The 26,308-nt window shown below is 64.2% G+C and carries 27 protein-coding genes; 22 read left to right on the forward strand and 5 right to left on the reverse strand.

Annotated elements, in window-relative coordinates; translation table 11 throughout:
* Positions 1-981 precede the first annotated feature (981 nt).
* From NKG59_RS12780 to aceA, 22 genes are all read left to right on the forward strand, one after another.
* Entirely contained in the window at positions 982-2,001 is a 1,020-nt protein-coding gene (locus tag NKG59_RS12780; protein WP_253537249.1) for a sulfate ABC transporter substrate-binding protein, read from the forward strand.
* Positions 2,002-2,039: 38 nt separating this feature from the next.
* Positions 2,040-2,672 (forward strand): NADPH-dependent FMN reductase, encoded by a 633-nt coding sequence (gene ssuE / locus NKG59_RS12785; RefSeq protein WP_253537252.1) that lies wholly within the window; start codon positions 2,040-2,042, stop codon positions 2,670-2,672.
* 115 nt (positions 2,673-2,787) lie between these two features.
* Positions 2,788-3,780 (forward strand): sulfonate ABC transporter substrate-binding protein, encoded by a 993-nt coding sequence (locus NKG59_RS12790; protein WP_253537256.1) that lies wholly within the window; start codon positions 2,788-2,790, stop codon positions 3,778-3,780.
* A gap of 5 nt (positions 3,781-3,785) precedes the next feature.
* Entirely contained in the window at positions 3,786-4,817 is a 1,032-nt protein-coding gene (locus NKG59_RS12795; protein ID WP_045204658.1) for a sulfonate ABC transporter substrate-binding protein, read from the forward strand.
* 20 nt (positions 4,818-4,837) lie between these two features.
* Positions 4,838-6,001: an FMNH2-dependent alkanesulfonate monooxygenase gene (gene ssuD / locus NKG59_RS12800; RefSeq protein WP_253537259.1), complete on the forward strand. Its 1,164-nt coding sequence runs from the start codon at positions 4,838-4,840 to the stop codon at positions 5,999-6,001.
* Positions 6,002-6,019: 18 nt separating this feature from the next.
* A complete protein-coding gene (gene ssuC / locus NKG59_RS12805) occupies positions 6,020-6,826 on the forward strand; it encodes an aliphatic sulfonate ABC transporter permease SsuC (RefSeq protein ID WP_253537262.1) in 807 nt (268 codons plus the stop codon).
* A gap of 19 nt (positions 6,827-6,845) precedes the next feature.
* Positions 6,846-7,685 (forward strand): ATP-binding cassette domain-containing protein, encoded by an 840-nt coding sequence (locus NKG59_RS12810; RefSeq protein ID WP_232042663.1) that lies wholly within the window; start codon positions 6,846-6,848, stop codon positions 7,683-7,685.
* Between the two features lie 70 nt (positions 7,686-7,755).
* Positions 7,756-7,971 carry a TOBE domain-containing protein gene (locus tag NKG59_RS12815; protein WP_004626558.1) on the forward strand — a complete coding sequence of 72 codons (216 nt, stop codon included), beginning with the start codon at positions 7,756-7,758 and terminating at the stop codon, positions 7,969-7,971.
* 40 nt (positions 7,972-8,011) lie between these two features.
* A complete protein-coding gene (locus NKG59_RS12820) occupies positions 8,012-8,893 on the forward strand; it encodes an EAL domain-containing protein (RefSeq protein ID WP_253537265.1) in 882 nt (293 codons plus the stop codon).
* A gap of 8 nt (positions 8,894-8,901) precedes the next feature.
* Positions 8,902-9,576, forward strand: coding sequence for an RBBP9/YdeN family alpha/beta hydrolase (locus tag NKG59_RS12825; protein ID WP_253537267.1), 675 nt, complete (start codon positions 8,902-8,904; stop codon positions 9,574-9,576).
* A gap of 121 nt (positions 9,577-9,697) precedes the next feature.
* Entirely contained in the window at positions 9,698-10,612 is a 915-nt protein-coding gene (gene cysT, locus NKG59_RS12830) for a sulfate ABC transporter permease subunit CysT (RefSeq protein ID WP_253537269.1), read from the forward strand.
* Between the two features lies 1 nt (position 10,613).
* Positions 10,614-11,594 carry a sulfate ABC transporter permease subunit CysW gene (gene cysW / locus NKG59_RS12835; RefSeq protein ID WP_253537271.1) on the forward strand — a complete coding sequence of 327 codons (981 nt, stop codon included), beginning with the start codon at positions 10,614-10,616 and terminating at the stop codon, positions 11,592-11,594.
* Positions 11,591-12,700: a sulfate/molybdate ABC transporter ATP-binding protein gene (locus NKG59_RS12840; RefSeq protein ID WP_253537274.1), complete on the forward strand. Its 1,110-nt coding sequence runs from the start codon at positions 11,591-11,593 to the stop codon at positions 12,698-12,700. Before cysW ends, NKG59_RS12840 begins: the two co-directional genes overlap by 4 nt.
* Before the next feature lie 41 nt (positions 12,701-12,741).
* A complete protein-coding gene (locus NKG59_RS12845) occupies positions 12,742-13,701 on the forward strand; it encodes a CysB family HTH-type transcriptional regulator (protein WP_253537276.1) in 960 nt (319 codons plus the stop codon).
* Between the two features lie 136 nt (positions 13,702-13,837).
* Complete coding sequence (locus tag NKG59_RS12850) at positions 13,838-14,149, forward strand: 2TM domain-containing protein (RefSeq protein WP_253537278.1); 312 nt, start codon at positions 13,838-13,840, stop codon at positions 14,147-14,149.
* Positions 14,149-15,423, forward strand: coding sequence for a sensor histidine kinase (locus tag NKG59_RS12855; RefSeq protein WP_253537280.1), 1,275 nt, complete (start codon positions 14,149-14,151; stop codon positions 15,421-15,423). The genes NKG59_RS12850 and NKG59_RS12855 overlap by 1 nt, the downstream gene beginning before the upstream one ends.
* A 3-nt stretch (positions 15,424-15,426) precedes the next feature.
* Positions 15,427-16,263: a LytR/AlgR family response regulator transcription factor gene (locus NKG59_RS12860; RefSeq protein ID WP_253537282.1), complete on the forward strand. Its 837-nt coding sequence runs from the start codon at positions 15,427-15,429 to the stop codon at positions 16,261-16,263.
* Between the two features lie 68 nt (positions 16,264-16,331).
* On the forward strand, positions 16,332-18,068 hold the full coding sequence (locus NKG59_RS12865; RefSeq protein ID WP_253537283.1) for a thiamine pyrophosphate-binding protein: 1,737 nt from the start codon (positions 16,332-16,334) through the stop codon (positions 18,066-18,068).
* 54 nt (positions 18,069-18,122) lie between these two features.
* Positions 18,123-18,620 carry a ribonuclease E activity regulator RraA gene (gene rraA / locus NKG59_RS12870; RefSeq protein ID WP_024975846.1) on the forward strand — a complete coding sequence of 166 codons (498 nt, stop codon included), beginning with the start codon at positions 18,123-18,125 and terminating at the stop codon, positions 18,618-18,620.
* Entirely contained in the window at positions 18,617-19,036 is a 420-nt protein-coding gene (locus NKG59_RS12875; RefSeq protein WP_045204154.1) for a gamma-glutamylcyclotransferase family protein, read from the forward strand. Before rraA ends, NKG59_RS12875 begins: the two co-directional genes overlap by 4 nt.
* A 344-nt stretch (positions 19,037-19,380) precedes the next feature.
* On the forward strand, positions 19,381-19,644 hold the full coding sequence (locus tag NKG59_RS12880) for a hypothetical protein (RefSeq protein WP_045204153.1): 264 nt from the start codon (positions 19,381-19,383) through the stop codon (positions 19,642-19,644).
* A gap of 393 nt (positions 19,645-20,037) precedes the next feature.
* Positions 20,038-21,342, forward strand: a complete 1,305-nt coding sequence (aceA, locus tag NKG59_RS12885; RefSeq protein ID WP_253537285.1) for an isocitrate lyase — start codon at positions 20,038-20,040, stop codon at positions 21,340-21,342.
* Positions 21,343-21,465: 123 nt separating this feature from the next.
* On the opposite strand, the gene NKG59_RS12890 is transcribed toward aceA, so the two are convergent.
* The 5 genes from NKG59_RS12890 to NKG59_RS12910 form a co-directional block, all read right to left on the reverse strand.
* Positions 21,466-22,167, reverse strand: a complete 702-nt coding sequence (locus tag NKG59_RS12890) for a GntR family transcriptional regulator (RefSeq protein WP_253537288.1) — start codon at positions 22,165-22,167, stop codon at positions 21,466-21,468.
* A gap of 67 nt (positions 22,168-22,234) precedes the next feature.
* Positions 22,235-22,969 (reverse strand): aspartate/glutamate racemase family protein, encoded by a 735-nt coding sequence (locus NKG59_RS12895; RefSeq protein ID WP_253537290.1) that lies wholly within the window; start codon positions 22,967-22,969, stop codon positions 22,235-22,237.
* Positions 22,970-22,994: 25 nt separating this feature from the next.
* On the reverse strand, positions 22,995-24,485 hold the full coding sequence (locus NKG59_RS12900; RefSeq protein ID WP_253537293.1) for an NCS1 family nucleobase:cation symporter-1: 1,491 nt from the start codon (positions 24,483-24,485) through the stop codon (positions 22,995-22,997).
* Between the two features lie 177 nt (positions 24,486-24,662).
* The gene (locus tag NKG59_RS12905) at positions 24,663-25,097 is read right to left on the reverse strand and encodes a universal stress protein (RefSeq protein ID WP_048932252.1); all 435 of its coding nucleotides are present in this window, start codon (positions 25,095-25,097) and stop codon (positions 24,663-24,665) included.
* An 83-nt stretch (positions 25,098-25,180) separates the two neighbouring features.
* The gene (locus NKG59_RS12910; RefSeq protein ID WP_045204148.1) at positions 25,181-26,110 is read right to left on the reverse strand and encodes a LysR family transcriptional regulator; all 930 of its coding nucleotides are present in this window, start codon (positions 26,108-26,110) and stop codon (positions 25,181-25,183) included.
* Between the last annotated feature and the right edge of the window lie 198 nt (positions 26,111-26,308).

Raw genomic sequence — 26,308 nt, forward strand, 5'->3', positions numbered from 1 at the left:
AAAGCAGTAAGAACAGGTTGAGATAGCGAGCGAAGCGAAGCAGCACACCGCAAGAAACGAAACTCCGACAGGACACGCAAACCACCGGTTTGGTCGTTGACGTTCCTGCCCTTGATGGCGCCTTCAATTTTCGTAAGCGGGCGGAAAAAAGGCGGGGAACTGTTTGAGCGCAGCGAGTTTTCCCCGCCTCCGCCCGGTTACGAAAATTGAAGGAGTCTTTCGCCATCTCGGGCGCGCCTTTCTTTGCTTACTTTCTTTGGCAAGACAAAGAAAGTGAGTCAGCCCCGGCAGGGGATGAAACAAGGGATGTACCACCAACAAAAAGAAGACCGCCCCCAAGCAAGCAAGCCCCGCGCGCCACCACAAAACCCGACCCCAAGGGCTCCGGGCAGCCCCCGACGCCGCGACTCCAAAACCCTCAAGCCCCACCCCAAAACCCTCAACCTCCACCCTCCAAGGCTCAACCTCCACCCTCCAAGGCTCGAACTCCACCCTCCAAGGCTCGAACTCCACCCTCCAAGGCTCAACCTCCACCCTCCAAGACTCGAACTCCACCCCAAAACCCTCGCACTTGCCCCTCCGACATTCAAACCGAGCAAAAAAATCAGCCGCCTTCGACCCTCCAACACTCAAGCGTCACCCTAAAACCCTCAAGCTCCACGCTCCAACACCCAAGCTCCACCCAAAAACACTCGACCCAACGTCTCTCCAAGGCCCGACCTCCACCCAAAACCCCCGGAGCCCCGCTGTCCAAGGCCCAAGCTCGGCTCTCCAACATCCAAAGCCCAGGGTTTGACCCTCAAGCGCCACGCTCGCCCTCCCGCCCGAAGCCCTTTGCCCCGCATCCGCGCAGCCCCAATCCCCGCCTTTATGCAAAAACCGATGAACATTCCCTGAAACCATTCGTTCCCCGCACAAGACCCGCTCGGTAGTCTTGCTCCTATTCCAAATCCATCAGAGATCAGAAACGGAGCCTGCAAGATGATTCGCAAGTTTGTTTTCAAAACGCTTGTACGTGCTACGGCGGCTGCCATCGTGGCGGGGGGAACCGTGGGTGCCCATGCGGCAACGACACTGTTGAATGTGTCGTACGACCCGACGCGCGAGCTGTACAAGGAAATCAACACCGAATTCGCCAAGAAGTGGAAGGCGGAAACGGGTGAGGACATCACCCTGCGTGCCTCGCATGGCGGCTCGGGCAAGCAGGCCCGCTCCGTGATCGACGGTCTGGATGCCGACGTGGTGACGCTGGCGCTGGGCTACGACATCGACGCGATCGCCGAGAAAGGCCTGACCGGCAAAGACTGGCAGAAGCGCCTGCCGCACAACGCCTCGCCGTACACCTCGACCATCGTCTTCCTGGTGCGCAAGGGCAACCCGAAGGGCATCAAGGACTGGAACGACCTGGTCAAGCCGGGCATTGCCGTCATCACGCCCAACCCCAAGACCTCCGGCGGTGCGCGCTGGAACTACCTGGCCGCATGGGCCTATGCGCTCAAGCAGCCGGGCGGTTCGGACGCCACCGCCAAGGCCTTCGTGCAAAAGCTCTACAAGAACGTGCCGGTGCTCGATTCGGGCGCGCGCGGTGCGACCACCACCTTTACCGAGCGCGGTATCGGCGATGTGCTGATCGCGTGGGAAGACGAGGCGCTGCTGGCCTCGCGCGTGGAAGGCAAGGACAAGTTTGACGTGGTCGTGCCGTCGATTTCCATCCTGGCCGAGCCGCCGGTGGCGGTGGTGGACAAGGTGGCCGACAAGAAGGGCACGCGCAAGGCCGCGGAGGCGTATCTCAAGTTCCTGTACACGCCGCAAGGGCAGGAGATTGGCGCGAAGAACTTCTATCGCCCGACGGACCCGGCCGTGGCCAAGAAGCACGAGAGCGAATTCCCGAAGGTGAAGCTGGTGACCATCGACGACACGTTCGGCGGATGGCAGAAGGCGCAGAAGACGCACTTTGCCGACGGCGGTCAGTTTGACCAGCTCTATCAACCGGGCAAGTAAGGCCCCAAGCGACGCAACAACATCGAGTGATCCGCATCATGCAAATCCTGACCATTTCCGGCAGCCCTTCGGTGCAATCGCGATCTGCGCGTCTGCTGGGCCACGTGCGCGCGCAGCTCGAACGCGCCGGCGAGCGGGCGGATCACCTGGACCTGCGCAGTCTTCCCGCTGACGCGCTGCTCGGCGCGCAGGTGTCCGACCCGGCCATCGCCGATGCGGTGGCGCGGGTGGAAGCGGCCGAGGTGGTGATCCTGGCCACGCCGGTCTACAAGGCAGCCTACAGCGGCCTGCTCAAAACGTTTCTCGATCTGCTGCCGCAAAGCGGGCTGCGCGACAAAGTCGTGCTGCCGATTGCCACCGGCGGCAGCCTGGCCCATACGCTGGCGATCGACTACGCGCTGCGCCCCGTGCTGACGGCACTGGCTGCGCGCTCGATCCTGCCAGGCATCTTTGCGGTCGACTCGCAGATCGTCGTGGCCGACGACGGCGTCACGGTTGACCCATCGCTGCAGCAGCGCCTGGACGACGGCGTGGAGCGCGTGCATCAGGCGCTTGCGCTGGCACGGCATCCGACCGTGGCGCAGGTGATGGTCTCCAGCCGCAGCGCCGCACGTGCCGCCGCACTGACCCACGCCCGGGCCGACGCTGGGCGAATGCGATGTCTGGCGTGATGCGCTGAACGCGCCGCCTTACACACGCAGCCAACACTTTCCCGTTGTTGTCACGCCGCGCAGCCTCTGCGCGCGGATCGTGCCGCCCATACACACCGCATCCACCAAATTCGCCATGAACACCCATTCGCCCCTGCGCAGGACTTTGACCATCGCCGCCACGCTGCTCGCCACGCTCGGCGCACCTGCCGCCTTTGCCAACAGCGATGCACCGCCCCCGACCGCCGCAAAACAACTGCGCATCGGCTATCAGAAATACGGCACGCTGACCGTGCTCAAGGCACGCGGCACGCTCGAAAAGCGCCTTGCCGCGCAAGGCATCGAAGTGAAGTGGACGGAGTTTCCCGCCGGCCCGCAGTTGCTGGAAGGCCTGAACGTGGGCGCCATCGATTTCGGCACCACGGGTGAAGCGCCGACGATCTTCGCGCTGGCTGCCGGGGCCCATCTCGTCTACGTCGGCAACCAGCCGCCCGCGCCGGCCGGCGAGGCGATCATCGTGCCGAAGACTTCGCCGCTCAAGAGCGTGGCCGATCTCAAGGGCAAGCGCGTCGCCTTCAACAAGGGTTCGAACGTGCATTACCTGCTGGTGAAGCTGCTGGAAAAGGCCAACGTGCCTTACAGCGATATCCAGCCTGTGTACCTCACCCCCGCCGATGCGCGTGCCGCCTTCGAGCGCGGCGCCATCGACGCGTGGGTGATCTGGGACCCGTTCTTTGCCGCGGCCGAACAGCAACTGGGCGCGCGCGTGCTGGCAGATGGCACGGGCGTGGTCAATAACTCGCAGTATTTCCTGGCATCGAAAGGCTATGCGGGTGCCCGGCCCGATGTGCTGAACATCGTGCTCGATGAACTGAAGAAGACCGATACCTGGGCCGCGGCCAACCCGAAGGATGTGACGACCATTCTCGGCCCGCAGCTTGGCCTGGAGCCGGCTGTGGTGGCGCGCTCGGTGTCGCGCATTGCGTACGGCATCCAGCCGGTGGGCGCCGAGGCGCTGGCCGACCAGCAGCGCATTGCCGACACGTTCCACGCGCTCAAGCTGATCCCGCGTCCCGTCAAGGTGGCCGATTCGGCGTGGCAGCCCACGACGCAACAGGCTGCGCGCTGATTGCCATGACGATCGACATCCAACGCCGTCGCCTGCTGAACGCCACCGTGGCAGGCGCATCGCTTGCCACGCTTGGGCCCATCGCGCAAGCCGCCAATGCCGCAACCGCCACCCCCGCAGCTGCAGGTTTGCCGAAGGTGACGCCGCCCGCGCAACTGCGCATCGGGTTCCAGAAGAGCGCGGTCAATCTCGTCATCGTGAAAGAAAACCGGGCGCTGGAGCAGCGCTTTCCGGGCACCAAGATCAACTGGCTGGAATTTCCGGCCGGGCCGCAGCAGCTCGAAGCGCTGTCTGCGGGCAGTCTCGACCTCGCCATCACGGGCGATACGCCGCCGGTATTCGCGCAGGCGGCGGGCAAGGACTTGCGCTACGTGGGCGTGGAGCCACCCAAGCCGGATAGCTCGGCCATCCTCGTGCAGCAGGATTCGACGCTCAAGACGCTGGCAGACCTGAAGGGCAAGCGCGTGGCGCTGCAGAAGGGTTCCAGCGCGCATTTCCTGATCGTGCGGGGCTTGCAGAAGGGCGGACTGAGCTTTGCCGACATCCAGCCCGTGTATCTGACGCCGGCCGATGCGCGTGCCGCCTTCGAACGCGGCAGCGTCGACGCCTGGGGCATCTGGGATCCGTACTACGCCGCCACGGAACTCGCCATCAAGCCGCGCGTGCTCGCCACCGGCCGCACGCTGTCGTCCAACAACTCGTTCTACTTCGCGCCGACGGCCTTTACCGAGAAGCACGGCGACACCATCGCGGCGATCTTCGCGGAGCTGTCGCGTGCCGACCGGCTCGTGCAGGAGAACCGCAAGGAAGCTGCGCAGCGCATTGCGGATTTTTCCGGGCTGTCGCTGGCGACGGTGCATCTGTTCTTGTCGCGCAGGCCGCCGTCGCCCGTGCGGCCCGTAACGCCGGAAGCGGTTGCCGAGCAGCAACGTGTGGCCGATGCCTTCCACGGGCTGGGGCTGATTCCACGGCCAGTCAAGCCGATCGATCTGGTCTGGCATCCGACGCCCGCGCAACTGGCAATAGCCCAACGCTGAATACGATTCGAGGAGCTGACATGCAAGTTTTCTGGTTCATCCCGACGCACGGTGACAGCCGCTATCTCGGCACCGCCGAGGGCGCACGCCAAGTCGATCACACCTATCTGCAGCAGGTGGCCGTAGCCGCCGATACGCTCGGCTACGAGGGCGTGCTGATTCCCACCGGACGTTCGTGCGAAGACCCGTGGATCGTGGCCGCGAGCCTGATTCCGGTGACGAAGCGTCTGCGTTTTCTGGTGGCGGTGCGCCCGGGGCTGATGGCGCCCACGCTGGCCGCGCGCATGGCTGCCACGTACGACCGTTTGTCGAACGGCCGCTTGCTGGTGAACCTCGTCACGGGTGGTGACCCGTCGGAGCTCGCAGGCGACGGTCTGTTCCTCGATCACGCGCAGCGCTATGAAGCCTCGGAAGAGTTCATCCGCATCTGGCGTGAAACACTGGCCGCGAGCCATGAAGGCGCTGCGCTGGATTACACCGGCAAGCACCTCAGCGTGAAGGGCGCAAAGGTGCTGTATCCGCCAGTGCAGCGGCCGCATCCGCCGGTGTATTTCGGTGGGTCGTCGGAAGCGGCGCACGAGCTGGCAGCGGAGCAGGTCGACACGTATCTCACCTGGGGCGAACCGCCTGCCGCCGTGGCCGAGAAGCTGGCCGACGTGCGGGCGCGCGCTGCCAAGCATGGCCGCACCGTGCGCTTCGGTATCCGCCTGCACGTGATCGTGCGTGAGACGGACGACGAAGCCTGGGCTTCCGCCGACAAGCTCATCAGCAAGCTCGACGACGACACCGTGGCCCGCGCGCAAGAGGCCTTCCGCAAGATGGATTCGGCCGGCCAGCAACGCATGGCTGCGCTGCATGCCGGCGGCGTCAAACGCACGCGCGCCGATCTGGAGATCAGCCCCAACCTGTGGGCGGGTGTGGGGCTGGTGCGCGGCGGTGCCGGCACAGCGCTCGTGGGCGATCCGCAAACCGTGGCCGCGCGCATGCAGGAATACGCCGAGCTGGGCATCGATACATTCGTGCTCTCCGGTTATCCGCATCTGGAAGAGGCCTACCGCTTTGCTGAACTGGTGTTCCCGCTGTTGCCGCGCTCGGTGCGCGACAAGCTGCCGGGCAACGTGCTGAACGGGCCGTTTGGCGAGGTGATTGCCACGGGCATCGTGCCGCGCGTGGCGGCAAGCTGAGCCGGGAGGAGTGAGGCTATGGCATCCAAGTCGAAACCGAAGGCAAACACCTTCCTGCGTTCCGCCCAGCAACGACTGGCGCCGTGGATCGTGCCGCTGGTGCTGCTGGTGCTGTGGCAGGCATCGGCCCAATGGGGCTGGTTGTCGAACCGCATCCTGCCGGCACCGCTGGACGTGGCGAAATCCGCCGTGGCGCTGGCTCGCTCCGGCGAGCTGTGGACGCACGTGGCTGTGAGCACGTGGCGCGCGCTGCTGGGCTTTGCGATCGGTGGTTCGCTGGGGCTGGTGCTGGGCTTGCTGACTGGCACCTTCCGTACGGCCGAGACCCTGCTCGACACCACGCTGCAGATGGTCCGCAACATCCCGGTGCTGGCGCTGATTCCGCTCGTGATCCTGTGGTTCGGCATCGATGAATCGGCCAAGCTTTTCCTTGTATCGCTGGGCGTGTTCTTCCCGATCTACCTGAACACGTATCACGGCATCCGCTCGGTCGATCCGGCCCTGGTGGAAATGGCCCGCAGCTACGGCCTCTCGCGTGCGCAGCTGTATCGCGAGGTGATCCTGCCCGGTGCGCTGCCGCAGATCCTGGTGGGCGTGCGCTTCTCGCTCGGCCTGATGTGGGTGACGCTGATCGTGGCGGAGACGGTCTCTGCGCAGGCCGGCATCGGCTACATGACGATGAATGCGCGCGAGTTCCTGCAGACCGACGTGGTGCTGCTGGGCATCCTGCTGTACGCGCTGCTGGGCAAGCTGGCGGATTGGTTGTCGCGCGGGCTGGAACGTTACTGGCTGCGCTGGCACCCCGGTTATCAAGCAGCGGCCTGAGGCTGAATTGGAGAGACGCTTGCAAAGCAACGCCACTGAACACGCCGCGCTGGCCGGCACCGCCTTGCACATCGAGCACGTCGTCAAACGCTACGGCGATCGTGAAGTGCTGCACGGCATCGATCTGGACATCACCCCAGGCGAGTTTGTCGTCATCGTCGGGCGCAGCGGCTGCGGCAAGAGCACGCTGCTGCGGCTGATCGCCGGGCTGGAAGGTATCGACGATGGCCATCTGCGTCGCGATGGCGACGCCGAAGACGGCCTGCACGACGATGCCCGCGTGATGTTCCAGGATGCCCGTCTGCTGCCGTGGAAGAAGGTGCTCGACAACGTTGCGCTTGGGCTGCCGAAGACACAGCGTGCGCAAGCCGCTGAAGTGCTTGCACAAGTCGGGCTGGCCGAGCGGGCAGGGGAATGGCCCGCGCGCCTGTCGGGCGGGCAGCGCCAGCGTGTGGCATTGGCGCGCGCGCTCGTGCATCGGCCGCGCCTGCTGCTGCTGGACGAACCGCTGGGCGCGCTCGACGCGCTCACCCGCATCGACATGCAGAACCTGATCGAAGGTCTGTGGCAACGCCTCGGCTTTACCGCCGTACTTGTTACGCACGATGTGGCCGAGGCGGTAGCGCTGGCCGACCGCGTGGTGCTGATCGAAGACGGTCGCATTGCGCTGGACGAACGCATTGATCTGCCGCGTCCGCGCCACCGTGGTTCGCCCGCGTTTGCGCGTCTGGAAGAAGCCATCCTCAACCGCGTGATGCAGCGCAAGATCGATCCGAATGAAGTGACCGATGTGCGTTCGCACACGGCGTGGGCATCACCCTTTGACGTGTCGGCCACTGCCGTGCGCTGGGCCGTGTAAGGCGCTGCAAACCTTTCTCCTGAAAACATTCATTGGCACGTAGTGCCGTTGTCACCTAAGAAGGAACATCATGAGCATTCAAGCGATTAACGTACGCAACCAGTTTCGCGGGCAGATCAAGGAGATCATCCGGGGCGACGTGCTCTCGGAGATCGACGTGGAGACCCCGGCCGGCATCGTGACCTCGGTCATCACCACGCGCTCGGTCGACAGCCTTGGCCTGAAGATCGGCAGCGAAGTCGTTGCGCTGGTGAAGGCGACTGAAGTATCGATCGCCAAACTGTAAGGACGGGGAGGAGACGGCGACCCAACAAGGAGCCTCACCCATGAGCCTGATGCACACCACAGCACTCGCACAATTTCTGGGCACGTTGCCGAGCGCCCCGACGCCGGACCGCCAGTTGTGGCGCGACGCCGCTGGCCGCGTGCAGGGCCAGTTCTTCCACTGCGCGCTGACCAGCCTGTTTGAACCGGTCTGGCAGCTTGCTGCGGATGGCTCGCTTGCCCCCGCCGGCCACGAAGCGCTGATGCGCACCTGGACGCGCGACGGCGATCTGGGCCTGAACCCGTGGAAGGTGTTTTCGCTGGCCTCGGATGACGGCACGCTGGTCGAACTCGACCGCCTGTGCCGGCTCGTGCATACGCTCAACTACTTCTCCCGCACCGACGCGCGGCAGCTTGTTGTGAACGTGCATGGCCGGTTGCTGGCGGCGGTGGCGGCCGACCATGGCAAGGCGTTCCATCGCGCGGTGACGGCGCTGGGGCTGCATCCGGAGCAATTCGTCATCCAGGTGCCGTCTACGGCCAATGACGATCTGGGGTTGCTGCTGTTCGTGGTGGACAACTACCGGCGCAACGGTTTTGCCGTGGCGGTGCAGGCATCGGACCCGGCGGAAGCGGGCGCGCTGCTCGTGCATGCCAAGCCGGCGTACCTGAAGCTGGATGCCCGGCGTGAATGGCATGCGCGGCACATGGTGTCGCTGGCCGATTCCGCACGTGAGCTGGGCGTGATGCTGGCATTGCGGCGTTGCGAGCGCCCGAGCGATCTGGAGCTGGCACGGGCGGCCGGTATCGCCTATGTGCAGGGCAGCATCCTGCCAGGAGCCGAGCCGGAGCCGGACGCCGTACCCACGCCGATGGTGACACCGATGGCGCAGGCACCGCTGGTGCAACAGCAGCAGTGCGCCGGCATTTCTCTCACGCAATGAGTACCCCCATGGCACGCAGCGCACTCGCAACCGCATCGGACGCACCCGCCTGGCAGTGGCCGGCAGACGCCGTCATCCTGACCGTTCCTGGTTTGCATGGCAGCGGCCCCGGCCACTGGCAGACGCGTTGGGAGCAGCGGTTTCCAAACTGGCACCGCGTGGAGCAGACCGACTGGTCAACGCCTGACCTTCCGCGCTGGTCTGCCCGCGTGGGCGAAGCGGTACATGCGGCACTGGCTGAGCGTCCCCCAATTCGTGGGCGGCGCCCCGTGATCTTGGTGGCCCATAGCTTCGGCTGCCTGGCGGCGCTGCACTGGGCGGTTCAGACAAAAGAGGCCGTGGCCGCAGCGCTGCTGGTCGCGCCGGCCGATCCGGAAAAATTCGGTGTGCGCGATCTGCTTCCGGACCACGCGTTGCCGTTTCCCGTCACGCTCGTTGCCAGCCGCAATGATCCGTGGATGCCGCAAGGCAGTGCTATCGACTGGGGTGCGCGTTGGGGCGCCGAGTTCATTGACGCCGGCGAGGCTGGCCATATCAACGCGGATTCCAACCTCGGCGACTGGGACGCTGGCTTGACAGTGCTTGATCGCCTGATCGGTCGCGCAAGTGCACAAGACACCACCCGCGACGGCGCCGACTGGCAAGCCCAGTGGGATGTCTTACCGAGCACTCCTTATATCTAAAACGATGATGCACATGCGCAAATATTCGTTTTCGTCATAAGAACAGTTCGCCACAATCGGTTCATCTGCATATCGGCCGCAGTGTTTTTTTTGCCCGGCGGCCATTTTTATCGGTGCGCTGATGAGCCTGTCTTCTGCGTTTTCTTTGTCCAAGCGGCGTAAGCCCGCCAATGTGCTGCCCGGCTTCGGGCTGGCGCTGGGCTTTTCGCTGCTGTACCTCGCGCTGATCGTCCTGATTCCGCTGTCGGCGACCGTCCTCAAGACGTTCACCATGACGTGGGATGCGTTCTGGACCACCGTCACCGCGCCGCGCGTGGTGGCGTCGTACAAGCTGACGTTCGGCGCATCGCTGATCGCGGCGGTGATCAACCTCGTGTTCGGGCTGATCGTGGCGTGGGTGCTGGTGCGCTATCGCTTTCCGGGCAAGCGGCTGATCGATGCGCTGGTCGATCTGCCGTTTGCGCTGCCGACTGCGGTGGCCGGCATCGCGTTGACTGCCTTGTACGCGCCAAATGGCTGGATCGGCTCACGACTGGAGCCGCTGGGCCTGAAGGTCGCGTTCACGCCGCTGGGCATCGTGGTGGCGCTCACGTTCATCGGGCTGCCGTTTGTTGTGCGCACGGTTCAGCCGGTGCTCGAAGACTTGGAAGCCGAACTGGAAGAGGCCGCAGCCAGCCTGGGCGCCACGCGCTGGCAGACCTTCATTCGCGTAGTCTTGCCGACCTTGCTGCCTGCATTGCTGACGGGTTTTGCGCTGGCCTTTGCGCGTGCCACGGGTGAGTACGGTTCGGTCATCTTCATCGCCGGCAACATGCCGATGGTCTCCGAGATCACGCCGCTGATGATCTATTCCAAGCTGGAGCAATTCGATTACGCGGGCGCCACGGCGATTGCCGTCGTCATGCTCGGTATCTCGTTCACGCTGCTGCTGGTGATCAACCTGCTGCAAGCCTGGGCGCGCCGCCGCGGCAATCGCAACGACGCCATCGAGCGCGCCCCCGAACCCTTGACCGCCAATGCGGCAGCAGGAGCCTGACATGGCCGGTACCGTTTCCCGTCAACTTGGTCAGGCGCTCGCAGTTGGCCGCCGTGGCGCCACCGCAGAATCTGCGTGGGTGCGGGCCATGCTGATCCTCGTGTCGTTCGTGTTCCTGGCGCTGTTCCTGTTCGTGCCGCTGGTGAGCGTGTTTGTTGAAGCGTTCAAGAAGGGCATCGACGTGTATCTCGAAGCGCTGGTCGAGCCGGATGCGCTCTCGGCCATCGGCCTCACGCTCACGATTGCGGCGATTGCCGTGCCGCTGAACGTGGTGTTTGGCGTGGCGGCGGCGTGGGCGATTGCCAAGTTCGAGTTTCGCGGCAAGAACCTGCTGCTGACGCTGATCGACTTGCCGTTCTCGGTGTCGCCCGTCATTGCGGGGTTGATCTACGTGCTGCTGTTTGGCGCACAAGGCTGGTTCGGGCCTTACCTGTCGGACCACGATTTCAAGGTCATCTTTGCTGTGCCGGGCATTGTGCTGGCCACCGTGTTTGTCACGTTTCCGTTTGTGGCGCGCGAGCTGATTCCGCTCATGCAGGCGCAGGGCAGCGAAGAGGAGGAGGCCGCCATCGTGCTCGGCGCATCGGGCTGGCAGACGTTCTTTCGCGTGACGCTGCCCAACATCAAGTGGGGCCTGCTGTATGGCGTGATTCTCTGCAACGCGCGGGCGATGGGCGAGTTTGGTGCGGTGTCGGTGGTGTCGGGCCACATTCGCGGGCTGACCAATACGATGCCGCTGCACGTGGAAATTCTCTACAACGAATACAACTTTGCAGCCGCGTTTGCCGTGGCGTCGCTGCTGACATTGCTGGCGCTCGTCACGCTGGCGCTGAAGACGCTGGTCGAATGGCGCAGCCGCCGCGAACTGGCCGATGCGGATGCCGGCGTGGGCGAAGGCCCGGGCGCGCGCGTCGCACCGTCCTCATCGATTTCGCATTCGCACGTCTCTGTGCAATCTCCGCTCGAAGGGAGCGTCGCATGAGCATCCAGGTTCAACACATCACCAAGCGCTTTGGCAACTTCGTTGCCCTCAACGATGTTTCGCTCGACTTCAAGCAGGGCGAGTTGACTGCGCTGCTGGGCCCGTCGGGTTGCGGCAAGACCACGCTGCTGCGCATCATCGCGGGGCTGGAGCATGCGGATTCGGGCAGCATTCATCTGAATGGTGAAGACGCGTCGGACCAGCATGTGCGCGAGCGCCAGGTCGGATTCGTGTTCCAGCATTACGCGCTGTTCAAGCACATGACGGTGTTCCAGAACGTGGCGTTCGGCCTGCGTGTGAAACCGCGTACGCAGCGGCCGAGCGAAGTGCAGATCCGCGCCAAGGTGAAGGAGCTGCTGGAGCTTGTGCAGCTTGATTGGCTGGCTGACCGCTACCCGCCGCAACTGTCGGGCGGACAACGCCAGCGGATTGCCTTGGCGCGTGCGCTGGCGGTGGAGCCGCGCGTATTGCTGCTCGACGAGCCCTTCGGCGCGCTCGATGCCAAGGTGCGCAAGGAGCTGCGCCGCTGGCTGCGTCGCCTGCATGACGATCTGCACGTCACCAGCCTGTTCGTCACGCACGATCAGGAAGAAGCGCTGGAAGTGGCCGACAACGTGGTGCTGATGAACCGCGGCGAGGTAGAGCAGGTCGGCAGCCCCGATGCGGTCTACAACACGCCGGCCACGCCGTTCGTCTATGGCTTCCTCGGCAACGTGAACCTGTTCCACGGGCGCCTGGAAGAAGGCGAGGGCGGCAGCGTGCTGCACGTGGGCGATTCCGCCATTGCAGTGCCGTCGGGTGGTGTCGATTCTTCGCGTGCCGATCAGGCGGTGGCCTTCGTGCGCCCGCACGAAATCGATCTGGAGCGTTACGCGCCGGGCGCCGAGGGCATTCCCGTCATGCTGCGCCGCGCGCTCACGCTTGGCGCCATCGCCCAGCTTGAGCTGGAGCGCGAAGACACCGACGACATCATCGAAGTCTCCCTGCCCATCGAACGCTTCCGCGCCGAGGGCTTCCGCGAAGGCGAAACGCTGGTGGTGCGCCCGCGCGCGATTCGCGTGTTCGCGCAAGGTGCACGGCCGGCCGCCGCGCAAGCGACCGCTTAATTCGCCGCTCCGACGACAACCAATACGAGAGGACACGAGCCATGAACTTCCAGCAACTGCGTTCCATCCGCGAGGCGGTGCGCCGCCAGTTCAACCTGACCGAAGTTGCCAACGCGCTGTACACGTCGCAGCCCGGCGTGTCGCGGCAGATCCGCGAGCTGGAGGATGAGCTGGGCGTGGAGATTTTCGAGCGCTACGGCAAGCGCCTGACGGGCCTGACCGAGCCGGGTCGCGAGATCGTCCGCATTGTCGAGCGCCTGCTGCTCGAAGCCGAAAACCTACGCCAGGCCGGCGAGGAATTCTCCGGCCGCCAGTCCGGCCGCCTGACCGTGGCAACCACGCACACGCAGGCCCGCTATGCGCTGCCGAAGGTGGTGCAGTCGTTCCGCAAGGAATATCCGCATGTCACGCTGGCGCTGCAGGAGGCATCGCCCTCGCACATCGTCGAGCTGCTGCTGACCGGGCAGGCGGATATCGGTATCGCCACCGAGGCGGTGGCCAACGAGCCGGGGCTGACGTCGTTCGAGGCGTACCGCTGGCGCCACGTGCTGGTGGTCAGCCCCGACCATCCGTTGACCAAGAACCCGCTGCCCACGCTCGAAGACGTGGCGCAATACCCGCTCATCACTTACGACGCGGGTTTTACGGGGCGCCGCAACATCGACGCCGCATTTGCCGGCGCCGGACTGCACCCGGAGATCGTGCTGACCGCCATGGATGCGGACGTGATCAAGACCTATGTGGCGCTGGATGTGGGCGTGGGCATCATCGCCTCGATGGCGTATGACGGACGCAAGGACGACAACCTCGTCTGCATTGGGGCAGATCACCTGTTCGAGCCGAATACCACGCGCGTGGCGGTGCGCCGTGGCGCGTACCTGCGTGGCTATGCGCATGACTTCATCGGGATGTTTGCGCCGCACCTTTCCCGTGACACGGTGGCGGAGGCGGTGGCGTCCACGGTGGTGGGCCAGTCCGCGCGGGAGGCGTTGGCGGCATAGCCACGGCTGCTGTGTGTCGGCGGAGCCGGTTGCGCACCGTTCATCCGCCCGATTCCGCCATTCGTCGCACGCCCGTGGCGCCTGCCCAGGCGCCATTCCTATACTGCGGACATCTTCGGTTCCACCAGAGACCGCCATGTCTGCCGTGCCCTACACCCCAACTTCCCCGTCTGTTGAATCCGACGACGCTCTGCTGCGCCGCGCCCGACACCGCGCCGGCGCGCGCCTGGGGTTCCGCATTCACCTGCTGTCGTTCCTGGCCGTGAACGCCGGGTTGGCAGCGATTGCGTTGTCGCGCGGGCAGTTCTGGTTTGTGTGGCCGCTGCTGGGCTGGGGGTTTGGCCTGGCTGCGCACGGGCTGAGCCTGGCCTGGAGCCAGGGCAACGGCTACCAGCGCATGGTCGACCAGGAACTCGCCCGTTTGCGAGAGCAGGCCGGCCGCCGGTAATGCGGGAAACCCCAAGCTTCAACGCCGAAGAGCCGTCCGGTAAGATCGCCCGCATGTTCGCCAATGTGTCGCTCCCTTCGCTTGCCGATTGCCTGCACTTTGCCCGGCGCTGGGTGATCCGCTATGCCGTCATCATCGTTATCAATACGCTGATTGCGGCCGTGCTGGCGTTCGGCATCCGGCCAGAAGAGACGTTCTGGAAAGATTTCGTCTTCAGCCAGGCGATCGGGCTGTCGATGTTCTCGCTGATCGGCATCCCGCGCCATGTGCTCTGGGGCGACGGCCCGCCCAACAAGAGGGTGTTTCCTTGGATCATCGTGGGCGCGGTGCTGATCGGCGTGCCGTTTGGCCAGTGGATCGCGCGGACGATCCTGTGCCTGCACAACCCGAACCCGGAACCCTGGCGCGCCGACAGCCTGCGCATGAGTTTCATCATCGCCATGCTGGCCGCGCTTGGCGCAACGTATTACTACTGGTCGCGCGGCAAGCTGGCCGCATTGCAGCGCCAGGCTGCGCTCGATGCACTGGAGCGGGAAGAAGCCGAGAAGCAAGTCGTGCGTGCGCAATTGATGGCGCTGCAGGCGCAGATCGAGCCTCACTTCCTGTTCAACTCGCTCGCCCACGTGGATGTGCTGATCGCACGGGACCCGGCCGCCGCGCGGCGGTTGCTGCAGCATTTGATTGGTTTTTTGCGCAGCTCGCTTTCGCACGCACGCGCCGAGCAGTGCACGCTGGCGCAAGAGTTTGCGCTGCTGCGCGCGTATCTCGACATCCAGGCGCTGCGCTTCGGCAATCGCCTGCGTTTCTCGTTGGCGCTGGACGATGCCATCGCCAACATCGTCATCCCACCGATGCTGATTCAGCCGCTGGTGGAAAACGCCGTGGTGCACGGCATCGAGCCTGCGCGCGAGGGCGGGGAGATCGCCCTGTCTGCGCGCTTGGCGGCCGGCAGCGAGGGCGAGCGGCTTGTGCTGGAAGTGCGCGACACGGGTGTCGGTTTCGGTAACGATGGCGCCACGGGCTCCGGGCTGGGCCTCACGCACGTGCGTGAACGCCTGTCGCGCTTGTTTGATGGCGACGCACGCCTGACGATCACGGAGACCGTGCCGCATGGCGTGACGATCATCGTTGAATTGCCGCTGGCGCACGAAACGGCGCCTGCACCATCTCAAGCCGACGCGCCGGAATGGCGCTGCCGCTTTTCTCGCTCAACCTCCCGCTCAACCGAAAACGCCACCGGCGCGCTCTCATCGCGCGCATCCGCCGGAACCTGATCGATGCCTGCTTCCCCACGCGTGCTTATTGCCGATGATGAACCGGCACTGGCTGAAAACCTTGTCGCTGAACTGGCGGCACTATGGCCCGAGGCCACGTTGCTGCCGGCCGTGTACGACGGCCAATCCGCGCTCGACGTGATTGACGATGCGGCCGACGGGCAGGGGCCCGATGTGGTCTTTCTCGATATCCGCATGCCGGGGTTGTCGGGCATTGATGTGGCGCGCGAGCTATCGCAGCGGGAAGTGCGTCCGCTGGTGGCGTTCGTTACCGCGTATGACCAGTTCGCGCTCGATGCCTTCGAGCAAGCCGCGGTCGACTATGTGCTCAAGCCCGTGCAGACCGAGCGTCTGGCCGAGACCGTCAAGCGGCTGAAGGACCGGCTCGGCACGCGCCTGAGCGACAACGTCAACGCGCCTGCCGTGACCGATCCCGCGCAGACGCTGGCTGAGCTTGTCGAGCGCCTTGCCGGCCTGCAGGGCGCCGCGCAAACGCGTGCCACGCCGCAGGGCGGCTATCTGCGCTTCATCAAGGCGCTGGTCGGGCAGGAAGTGCGCTTCATCCCCGTGGATGACGTGATCTATCTGGAAGCGACCGACAAGTACGTCAACGTGGTCGCCAGCAGCGGCGAATCCCTCATCCGCACCAGCCTGCGTGACCTGCTGACCCAGCTCGACCCCGAGCACTTCTGGCAGGTGCACCGCGGTACGGTGGTCAACGTGGCGCATGTATCGAGCGCCGTGCATCTGTCGCTGGGCCGCCTGGGGTTGAAGATTCGCGGGCGCACTGAGACGCTGCCCGTCGCGCGGCAATACGCACATTTGTTCCGGCAGATGTAGTCGCCGCGGCGGCGTGTTCCGCTATGATCCATTGTGTTGTCAACGGATCGAGAGCGAGACTACCCGCCATGGAGACACCAGTCGCACGCCACGCCAGCAACGTTGCCGAGCCACGCCACGGCGGCCAGATCCTTGTTGATGCGCTGTTGGCCCACGGCGTCGACATGGCCTTTGGCGTGCCCGGCGAGAGCTATCTCTCGGTGCTCGAAGGCTTCTACCAGCGCCGCGACCGCGCGCGCTTCATCGTTTGCCGGCAAGAGGGCGGCGCCGCCAACATGGCGGATGCCTACGGCAAACTCACTGGGCGGCCCGGCATCGTCTTCTGCACACGCGGGCCGGGCGCCACCAACGCCAGCATTGGCGTGCACACCGCGTTTCAGGACTCCACGCCGCTGATCCTGTTCATCGGCCAGGTCGGCCGCGATTTCGTCGACCGCGAAGCGTTTCAGGAAATCGACTACCGCCGCATGTTCGGCCAGATGGCCAAGTGGGTCGCGCAGATCGATAGCGTCGAGCGCATCCCCGAATACATCGCACGCGCGTTCCAGACCGCCACCGCCGGCCGCCCCGGCCCGGTGGTGCTGGCGCTGCCGGAAGACATGCTGGCCGAGGTTGCCGCCGTGGCCGATGTGCCGCCCGAGGTGGCAACGAAAGCGCGCGCGATGGCATGGCCCAGCCCGCATGATCTTGCCCAGCTGAAGACGCTGTTGCAGAACGCCGAGCGCCCGATGCTGCTGCTGGGTGGTTCCGGCTGGACGCCGCAAGCCGCCGCCCGCATGCAAGCCTTTGCTGAACGCTGGAATCTGCCCGCAGGCTGTGTGTTCCGCCGGCAAGACCTGTTCGACAACCGCCACCCGAATTACGCCGGCGATGTCGGCATTGCCATCAACCCGAAGCTCGCCGCGCGCGTCAAAGACGCCGACCTGGTGCTCGCCGTCGGCACACGCCTGGGCGAGATGACGACCTCCGGCTACACGCTCTTCGATGTGCCCCGGCCGAAGCAGACGCTCGTCCACGTGCATGCCGGTGCGGAAGAGTTGGGACGCGTCTACCAGGCCGACCTGATGATTCATGCATCGATGCCGGCGATTGCGGAAGCGCTGGATGGTGTATCGCCCGACTCGCCTGACACCCCGCCGCGTTGGTCTGCCTGGACAGAAGCGGCCAACGCCGATTACCTCGCCAACATCGTGCCGCCGCCGTTTGGCGGCAAGGGCATCGACATGGCCCGCGCGATGCGATGGCTGCGCGAGCGCCTGCCGCACAACAGCATCTTGACCAACGGCGCGGGCAACTACGCCACGTGGCTGCATCGGTTCTATCAATACGGTGCGCTGGCGGCGGGCTCGCGCACGCAGTTGGCGCCGACCAGCGGGGCGATGGGCTACGGGGCGCCCGCCGCAGTGGCGGCCAAAATCATCTGCCCCAACACGCCCGTCATCTGCATGGCTGGCGATGGCTGCTTCCTGATGAACGGTCAGGAATTGGCCACCGCCATGCAGTACAACGCGCCGGTCATCTTTATCGTGATCAACAACGGCATGTACGGCACCATCCGCATGCACCAGGAGCGCGAGTACCCCGAGCACGTGAGCGGCACCGAGCTGCGCAACCCCGACTTTGCCGCGCTGGCCAGAGCCTACGGCGCCGAAGGGCACACCGTGCGCTCGCTCGAAGGCTTCCAGTCGGCGGTGGAAACCGCGCTGGAAGCAAGCGTTGCGTCCGTCATCGAGGTGCAGACCGATCCGAACATCATCAGCCCACGCGCGACGATCGATTCGTTGCGTGCACAGTCGCGCAGTTGAATCCGCTTTCGTTTTTCGTTTTTTGTTTTTGCTAACGCCAAACCATCCATTGCCATGACGATGATTCCCGTGACTGATTTGTGCGACATGCACGAAGACAAGCTGGTGTACGGCAGCCTACGTGTGCTCACGCCGGTATTTCGCAGCTTTGGCAAGCGCGCCGCGTTTGCCGGCCCAGCTTCCACGCTCAAGGTGTTTGAAGACAACGGCCTGGTACGCGCCGCGCTGGAAGAGCAGGGTGCAGGCCGCGTGCTGGTGATCGACGGCGGCGGCTCGCTGCGCTGCGCGCTGGTGGGCGGCAACCTCGGCAAGCTGGCGGAAGAGAACGGTTGGGAAGGGATTCTGCTCAACGGCTGCGTGCGGGATACGCGCGAGCTGGCCGAATGCAACGTCGGCATCCACGCACTGGCCGTGCACCCGCGCAAAAGCATCAAGAAGAACGCTGGGCAGCGCGAAGTGGGCGTGCAGATGCCGGGTGCTTACATCCAGTCCGGCGAATGGATCTATGCCGATGAAGACGGCGTGCTGGTTTCGCTGGACATGCTCGAATGACCCGCGCCAATGCCATCCATGTGTTCGTCTACGGCACGCTGCGCGCCGGTGAGGCGAATGATTTGCGGGTTGCCGCAGCCAAGCGCGGCATTCCCGAACCGGAGCTGCTCGGTACCGCTACGTTGCACGGCCGCCTGTACGACTTTGGTGCGTACCCCGGCCTCGTGCTGGACCCGACCGGCACCGCCGTGCGTGGCGATGTGTACCAAATCGACGCGGCGCTTGTCCCCGTGCTGGACGAGATCGAAGAGGTCTACCCCGGCGGCGACGCGCTGTTCCTGCGCGAGAACCACGCCGTCATGCTGGGTAGCGAACCAGTCGACTGCATTGTCTATCCGGTCAGCCCGCAGCACATTGCCGGGCGGCCCGTCATCACGGGTGGAGATTGGGTGGCGCATCGCTTGTCTCGAGGCTGATTCCGATTTTGAGGAGGAGGGGCGCACGATATAATTCGCGCGCTGTTCGTTCGAGCAGCCGGGTTTAGCAGCCCACAAGATGTGCCATCTAGACGGACAATGTCCGGTGCTTGTGCACGCCTATGCTTCATGGCGGGCCGGGCGGTGAGACCTTCGGGTCTGCCGGTTTCTAGATGGCCGGTCTGCTAACGCCGTCGTCAGGCCCGCCACCCTCGTTTAGCAGCGAGCGGCTGGCCTCTTCATCTAGGAGACGTCATGTCTTTCGCATCAAACGGGCATCGCCCCGCGTCTTACCCCTCGCCACCGCCCTGCATCTCCTGGCATCCGTCTTACGGAGGTGCACGTTGAGCGCTTTACGCCACTACCAATCGGGCGCCCTCGCAGCCAAGGATTTCCTCTGCCGCACGCACATCGACGCGCGTGCCGGCCGGCCCTTCGCGGCCATGCGGCTGCGCTCGAAGATCGACGGCATCACGCACGCGCTGCCGCGCGAGTTTCGGGCCGGTTTCATCGATGCGATCTATCTGTTCGTAGCCGCAGCCCTCCAGGGCAAGGCGCCCGATCTCCTACAGTGGGATGTCTTGGCGGAAGTAGAACGCACGTCCTGAGTTTCCACCCGATCACCATCCTGAACGCCGCGTCTGCGGCGTTTTTTGTGCCCCTGCGATGTGACGGACAGATGTCCATGATTTTTCACAATGCGGAAAGGGGTTTTGGCCCGCAAAAATTCTGCATCGCACAGCACCATCACCTTCTTTCATGATAGAAAAAATCTTTCCGCATCATGAAACGATGGAGATAAGTCATTGAAAAATATGAGGTAAAAACTTCAATTCCTGCGCATGTTCTCCTTGTTGCGCTGCACCGGCCATTTCTACACTCTTATATAAGACATATGACCTGAGCCACCCAGCAGCGCCCCAAGAAGGTGCCAGCGGCTCAAGGCGCAGAGTGAGTTACCCGGTTTTTATTTGATGGATGCGATCAAACAGGAGAGTGCGATGTCACGCGAACTCGAAGTGCAAAAGCTGCAGAAGGAATGGGATACCAACCCGCGTTGGAAGGGCATCAAGCGTGGTTACACCGCTGAAGATGTCGTGCGCCTGCGCGGTTCGCTGCAGATCGAACACACGCTGGCCAAGCGTGGTGCCGAAAAGCTGTGGCACCTGATCAATAACGAGCCCTTCGTCAACGCGCTCGGCGCTCTGACGGGCAACCAGGCCATGCAACAGGTCAAGGCTGGCCTGAAGGCGATCTATCTGTCGGGCTGGCAGGTGGCGGGCGATGCCAACAGCAACGGCGAGATGTATCCGGATCAATCGCTGTACTCGGTGGATTCGGTGCCCAAGGTCGTGAAGAAGATCAACAACACGTTCCAGCGCGCTGACCAGATCCAATGGTCGGAAGGCAAGGACGACATCGACTTCTTCGCCCCGATCGTGGCAGATGCCGAGGCGGGTTTTGGCGGCGTACTGAACGCATTCGAGCTGATGAAGGCCATGATCGAGGCCGGTGCCGCAGGCGTGCACTTTGAAGACCAACTGGCCGCCGTGAAGAAGTGCGGCCACATGGGCGGCAAGGTTCTGGTGCCGACCCGCGAAGCCGTGAGCAAGCTCGTGGCCGCGCGTCTGGCGGCCGACGTGATGGGCGTGCCGACCGTGCTGATCGCCCGCACCGACGCAGAAGCTGCCGACTTGCTGACCACCGATGTGGACGAGAACGACAAGCCGTTCTGCACCGGCGAGCGCACCGTCGAAGGCTTCTATCGCACCAAACCGGGCTTGCAGCAAGCCATCTCGCGCGGCCTGGCCTACGCGGAGGTGGCCGACCTCGTGTGGTGCGAAACCGGCAAGCCGGATCTGGAATACGCCAAGAAGTTTGCCGAAGCCATCCACGCCAAGTTCCCGGGCAAGATGCTGGCCTACAACTGCTCGCCGTCGTTCAACTGGAAGAAGAACCTGGACGACGTGACGATCGCCCGATTCCAGAAGGAACTTGGCGCCATGGGCTACAAGTTCCAGTTCATCACGCTGGCCGGTTTCCATGCCCTGAACTACTCAATGTTCAACCTGGCCTACGGCTATGCCCGCAACCAGATGAGCGCTTTCGTGGAGCTGCAAGAGGCCGAGTTCAAGGCAGCGGAAAAGGGATTCACGGCTGTGAAGCACCAGCGCGAAGTCGGCACGGGCTACTTCGACGCCGTGACGCAGACCATCGAACGCGAGGCGTCGACCACGGCGCTGAAGGGCTCGACGGAAGACGAACAATTCTTCGAAGAAACGGCGCAAGCCAAGAAGGTTGCCTGAGGTTGCCGACGCATCCGGCACCTAGGTACCTGGGCCGGCCGTGCTGACCACACGCCGGCCTCTCGAACCGCGCCTCTGCAACGGCGCGGTTTTTTTTCGTCTGTGCGATTGCGGCGCGGCCGATCAGGCGCGCTTGAAGATCGATTCGAGATCCAGCGCCGATGTAGGGGTCGCGTGCAAATCGAGCGAGTGCTCGATGTGCTCCAGATGCTCGCGCATCAGGTCGTGCGCACGTGCGGCATCGCCGGTGGCAATCGCTTCAGTCAGGGTGTCGTGCTCGTGCTCGGGGCAGGCGGGCAGGCCCGGGCGGTCATAGAGCGTGATGATCAGACACGTGCGCGAGACGGCTTCGCGCGTGAGCCGTTCCAGCACATGGTTGCCGGCCATCTCGGCAATCAGGACGTGATATTCGCCGGACAGACGGATGGTGGCCGCCCGGTCGCCGCGTTCGCGTGCTGCGTGTTCGGCCGCGATGTGTTCGCGCAGGCGTTTGGCCTTGGCGGGCGTGCAGGCGTTTGCCAGCATGCTGGCCAGTTCGGGTTCGATGATGCGGCGGGTCTGGAAAACGTCGCGTGCCTCTTTCACGGAAGGCTGCGCGACGAAAGCGCCCTTGTTGGGCACGAGGGTCACCAGATGCTCATGCGCCAATCGCGCCAACACCTGGCGGATGCGCGGCCGGCCCGCGCCGGTGGCTTCACACAGCCTCTCCTCGACCAGCTTGGTGCCGGCCGGCAGTCGGTGCTCCATGATGGCCGTCAGCAGGCCCTGGTAGATCGGTTCGGCGGCCGGTTGGCCGTCGGCAGGTTCCCGGGCGGGTGCGGGCATGGCAGGTGGCAGTGCAGAAGAAGAAGCGGAATGGTGCATGGTAGCAAATGCGCCACTCCGCTTTGCACTACGCCAGCGCAAACGGAGCAAGCATTCCTGTGTAGGGTTTCGGAAGCGGCCGGGCCCAATCGCCGCGCTTGCTGGTGGAAAGCCGCATGCCGACCAGCGCCTCGACCAGCTTTACCGCCGCAACCACGCCGTCGATGACGGGCACGCGCAGTTCGGCGCTCAGGTCTTCGCACAGGTCTGCCATGCCGGCACAGCCGAGCACGATGCAGTCGCTGCGGTCTTGTGCGAGCGCGCTTCGGCACGCTTCCAGGATGATCTGGCGCGCGTTGGAGCCGGGTTTCTCTAGGTCCAGCACGGGCAGGTCGCTTGCGTGCACGTTGCGGCACGCGTGCCGCATGCCGTAGCGCTCGGCCAGGTGCCAGGCCATGCCGACGGTGCGCTCCAGCGTCGTCACCACGCTGAAGCTGTTGCCGATCAGGCTGGCCATGTGCATGGCCGCTTCAGCGATGCCGACCACGGGGCCGTGCGCCAGTTCGCGTGCGGCGTAGAGGCCGGGGTCGCCAAAGCAGGCGATGACGTAGGCGTCGGCGCCATCGCATTCGCCGTGGCGGATTTCCTCCAGGATGCCGGGCACCGAGAGCGCCTCGTCGTAGTGGCTCTCGATGGAAGCCGGGCCCATCTTTGGGCTCACCGCCGTGATGCGCGTGCCCGACGCGGCTGCTGCTTGGGCGCAGCGGCCGATGAGCGCGGTCATGCTCGCCGTGGTGTTGGGATTGATGATGCGGATGTCCATGTGCTTGATGCGTCGATGACTCGGATTAGCGGGTGAGGGTGCCTTGCTTGCGGCTGAGCACGGTGTAGAGCACCAGCGCGATGCCCACGCCGATGAACCAGCTGTAGTTGGCCAGCGCGTGCAGCCGTTCGAAGACCACGCATGCCATCGGGATCAGCGCGGAGGGGATCAGCGTCCAGACCGCAGCCGGGTTGTAGCCGTTGCGATACCAGTAGCGGCCGGTGGGGCGCAGCGTGTAGAGATCGTCCACATGCACCTGCTGACGGTGCACGAAGTAGAAATCGGCGATCAGGATGCCGAACAGCGGACCGATGAACGCGCCCAGCACGTCGATCGTGTAGTGAATCACCTCGGGGTTGTTGTAGAGGTTCCAGGGCGTGATGAAGATCGACGCCACCGCCGCAATCATGCCGCCCGTGCGCCAACTGATGTGCTGCGGCGCCACGTTGGAAAAGTCGAATGCCGGCGACACGAAGTTGGCGACGATGTTGATGCCGATGGTGGCGATCATGAACGTGAGCGCGCCCAGGACGACGGCCGTGATGTTGTCGATGCGCGCAACGACGGCGACCGGGTCGGAGATCATCTCGCCAAACACCGGCAGCGTGGCCGAGGTGGTGATGACGGTCAGCAGCGCGAAGCCGAGGAAGTTGACCGGCAGCCCCCAGAAGTTGCCGCGTTTGACCGAGGTGAAATCCTTGCCGTAGCGGGAGAAATCACCGAAGTTGAGCATCGGGCCGGAGAAGTACGAGACCACCAGCGCGATCCCGCCCAGCACCACCGGCACGGCATCCCAGCCCTCGTATTTGAGGAAGGAAAGCGTCAGGTTGATGTTGTTCCAGCCCGCCTTATGCACGAGCCATGCGGCCAGCGCAATCATCACCACGTACACCGCCGGGCCCGCCCAGTCGATGAATTTGCGGATCGATTCCATGCCGTGCCAGAACACGAACGCCTGCAGCACCCACAGCAGCATGAACGCCGACCAACCGAGCGTCGACAGGCCGACAAAGCCGTGCTGCGTGGCGTCTGCATACGGCGCGAGTTGCGGCATGAACTTCAGCGCCAGCACGAGGAATGCGCTCGATGCCAGATAGGTCTGGATGCCGTACCACGCCACCGCAATCAGCCCCCGGATGATGGCCGGAATGTTGGCGCCCAGCACCCCGAACGAGGCGCGGCAGATCACCGGATACGGCGTGCCGGTCGCCTGGCTGGGTTTGGCAACGAGGTTGCAGAACACCTGCACGATCACGATGCCCACCAGCAGCGCAAACAGCACCTGCAGGCTCGACAGGCCCAGTGAGAACAGACTGGCTGCCGTCAGGTACCCGCCCACGCTATGCACGTCGGACATCCAGAACGCGAAGATGTTGTAAGTGCCCCAGGTCTGCTTGCGCAGCGGGGCGAGATCTTCGTTGGTAAGCCGCGGATCGTAGTGCGGCTTGATGACGACGTTGGGATGCGCGTGTGGCGAATCAACCGCCTGCGCCGCCGAAGCGGTGGTGCTGGTCATGCTGTCTCCTTTGGCTTTTTTTGCCGGTTTCAAGGCCGTGCAGTCGTTGTGCGCAAAAATGTACACAAGATGTTTTTATTTTGTGTACAAAGTTGTATGCGCCAGCAAGACAAGAGTCAAGGAGAAAAAAAAGCCGCCTGAAAAGGCGGCTGGATATCGTGCGGGCAGGCGAGGATTTCAGCGATAGACGATCACCGGAATCTCAGTATGGGTGAGCACCTTCTGCGTCTCGCTGCCGAGCAGCAGCCCCGCCAACCCGCGCCGGCCGTGGGATGCCATGAAGATGACGTCGCAGCCATGGCGCTCGGCCGCGTCAATGATTCCCATGTAGGGCACGGCAAAGCAGCTCATGTCGGTGTCGCAGTTGATGCCGGCGCTGCGGGCGGCGTCTTCCACGTCCTTGAGCACCACACGGGCCTGCGCTTCGACGCGCTCCTTGAACGCCTGCGGCGTCTCGACGACGATCTCGGAGAACGGTGTGTACGGGTATTCCTCAAGGCAGGTGTAGGCCGTCAAGCGTGCGCCCAGCGTCTTGGCAAAGTCGAGCGCGCCCGCCACCGCCTTGCGCGACAGCTCGGAACCATCGGTGGGGATGAGGATGTGCTGGAACATGCGGCCTCCTGAGGTGGGATGCGGAAGACGGTCTTGTCTTGATTGTAGGCCGCACGCGGTGTTTCACCCACTCGGGGTGATTGCTAATCGATCCCGATAACGGCGTCCGCCCGGCGCCAGTAGGCCGGGTTGCCATACGTGTTCTTAAGGAAATCGATAAACAGGCGCACGCGCAGCGGCAGATGCTTGCGCTGAGGGAACACGGCGTGGATGCCGATCGGCGGCGCTTCGAAGGCATCGAGCACCGTCACCAGCTTGCCCGTGGCAATGTCATGCCCGACCTCCCACCACGAGCGCCACGCCAGGCCGTAGCCTTGCAGGCACCACTCGCGCAACACGGCGCCGTCCGTGCATTCCATCGTGCCGGACACCTTCACGGTGACGGCCTTGCCGCCTTGCTGGAACACCCAGCCGCGCTGCACGTTGGCGCTTGCGCCGAAGGCCAGGCAGTTGTGCGTCGAAAGCTGCTCCACCTGCGTTGGAACGCCCCGGCGCTCCAGGTACGACGGCGCAGCCACCACCACGCGGCGGTTTTCCCAGAGGCGGATCGACACGAGGCTCGAATCGGGCAGGTCGCCCAGGCGGATCGCGCAATCGAAACCTTCGTTGACGAGGTCGACGACCCGGTCGCCCAGGTCCAGCGTCATTGAGACATCCGGGTGGGCCTCGATAAAGTCCGGCACCATCGGCGCGACATGGCGGCGGCCAAAGCCGGCGGGGGCGGTCACACGCAGGTGCCCGCTGGCTTTTACACCACCGGCCGAGACGCTGGCTTCGGCGTTGTGCAGGTCGTTGAGAATGCGCTGGCAATCTTCCAGGAACGCCGAACCCTCGAACGTGAGGGTGATGCGCCGCGTGGTGCGCACCAGGAGCTTGACGCCCAAGCGTTCTTCCAGCGCGTCGATGCGCCGCCCGATGATGGCAGGCGCCACACCCTCGGCGGCGGCGGCGGCGGATAGGCTGCCGCGTGTTGCGACGGCGACAAATGTTTCGAGCTGCTTGAAATGATCCATGCCTGATGTATACCGTGGCAACCGGGGCCTGCGGGATTGTGACGAATATAAAGGTTATCACTCGTCATTCCATCGGTAAAAGTTAAAAATCAAGTGACCATTGCCGTCTTTGTGCGGTGCGTCAGCTTTTCTACAATGGCCCTCGTTGCGAAGGTCGGCAAGGCGTTCTGCGTAGTGGAACGTAAAAATGCGGGACCT

Origin of the sequence: Ralstonia chuxiongensis, assembly GCF_024158925.1 — a bacterium.
GTDB classification, from domain to species: Bacteria; Pseudomonadota; Gammaproteobacteria; order Burkholderiales; family Burkholderiaceae; genus Ralstonia; species Ralstonia chuxiongensis.

Bases quoted from the DNA above. Each gene is read 5' to 3' on its own strand.
- NKG59_RS12780 (WP_253537249.1), top strand. From the start codon at position 982: ATGATTCGCAAGTTTGTTTTCAAAACGCTTGTACGTGCTACGGCGGCT.
- ssuE (WP_253537252.1), top strand. From the start codon at position 2,040: ATGCAAATCCTGACCATTTCCGGCAGCCCTTCGGTGCAATCGCGATCT.
- NKG59_RS12790 (WP_253537256.1), top strand. From the start codon at position 2,788: ATGAACACCCATTCGCCCCTGCGCAGGACTTTGACCATCGCCGCCACG.
- NKG59_RS12795 (WP_045204658.1), top strand. From the start codon at position 3,786: ATGACGATCGACATCCAACGCCGTCGCCTGCTGAACGCCACCGTGGCA.
- ssuD (WP_253537259.1), top strand. From the start codon at position 4,838: ATGCAAGTTTTCTGGTTCATCCCGACGCACGGTGACAGCCGCTATCTC.
- ssuC (WP_253537262.1), top strand. From the start codon at position 6,020: ATGGCATCCAAGTCGAAACCGAAGGCAAACACCTTCCTGCGTTCCGCC.
- NKG59_RS12815 (WP_004626558.1), top strand. From the start codon at position 7,756: ATGAGCATTCAAGCGATTAACGTACGCAACCAGTTTCGCGGGCAGATC.
- NKG59_RS12820 (WP_253537265.1), top strand. From the start codon at position 8,012: ATGAGCCTGATGCACACCACAGCACTCGCACAATTTCTGGGCACGTTG.
- NKG59_RS12825 (WP_253537267.1), top strand. From the start codon at position 8,902: ATGGCACGCAGCGCACTCGCAACCGCATCGGACGCACCCGCCTGGCAG.
- cysT (WP_253537269.1), top strand. From the start codon at position 9,698: ATGAGCCTGTCTTCTGCGTTTTCTTTGTCCAAGCGGCGTAAGCCCGCC.
- cysW (WP_253537271.1), top strand. From the start codon at position 10,614: ATGGCCGGTACCGTTTCCCGTCAACTTGGTCAGGCGCTCGCAGTTGGC.
- NKG59_RS12840 (WP_253537274.1), top strand. From the start codon at position 11,591: ATGAGCATCCAGGTTCAACACATCACCAAGCGCTTTGGCAACTTCGTT.
- NKG59_RS12845 (WP_253537276.1), top strand. From the start codon at position 12,742: ATGAACTTCCAGCAACTGCGTTCCATCCGCGAGGCGGTGCGCCGCCAG.
- NKG59_RS12850 (WP_253537278.1), top strand. From the start codon at position 13,838: ATGTCTGCCGTGCCCTACACCCCAACTTCCCCGTCTGTTGAATCCGAC.
- NKG59_RS12855 (WP_253537280.1), top strand. From the start codon at position 14,149: ATGCGGGAAACCCCAAGCTTCAACGCCGAAGAGCCGTCCGGTAAGATC.
- NKG59_RS12860 (WP_253537282.1), top strand. From the start codon at position 15,427: ATGCCTGCTTCCCCACGCGTGCTTATTGCCGATGATGAACCGGCACTG.
- NKG59_RS12865 (WP_253537283.1), top strand. From the start codon at position 16,332: ATGGAGACACCAGTCGCACGCCACGCCAGCAACGTTGCCGAGCCACGC.
- rraA (WP_024975846.1), top strand. From the start codon at position 18,123: ATGACGATGATTCCCGTGACTGATTTGTGCGACATGCACGAAGACAAG.
- NKG59_RS12875 (WP_045204154.1), top strand. From the start codon at position 18,617: ATGACCCGCGCCAATGCCATCCATGTGTTCGTCTACGGCACGCTGCGC.
- aceA (WP_253537285.1), top strand. From the start codon at position 20,038: ATGTCACGCGAACTCGAAGTGCAAAAGCTGCAGAAGGAATGGGATACC.
- NKG59_RS12890 (WP_253537288.1), bottom strand. From the start codon at position 22,167: ATGCCCGCACCCGCCCGGGAACCTGCCGACGGCCAACCGGCCGCCGAA.
- NKG59_RS12895 (WP_253537290.1), bottom strand. From the start codon at position 22,969: ATGGACATCCGCATCATCAATCCCAACACCACGGCGAGCATGACCGCG.
- NKG59_RS12900 (WP_253537293.1), bottom strand. From the start codon at position 24,485: ATGACCAGCACCACCGCTTCGGCGGCGCAGGCGGTTGATTCGCCACAC.
- NKG59_RS12905 (WP_048932252.1), bottom strand. From the start codon at position 25,097: ATGTTCCAGCACATCCTCATCCCCACCGATGGTTCCGAGCTGTCGCGC.
- NKG59_RS12910 (WP_045204148.1), bottom strand. From the start codon at position 26,110: ATGGATCATTTCAAGCAGCTCGAAACATTTGTCGCCGTCGCAACACGC.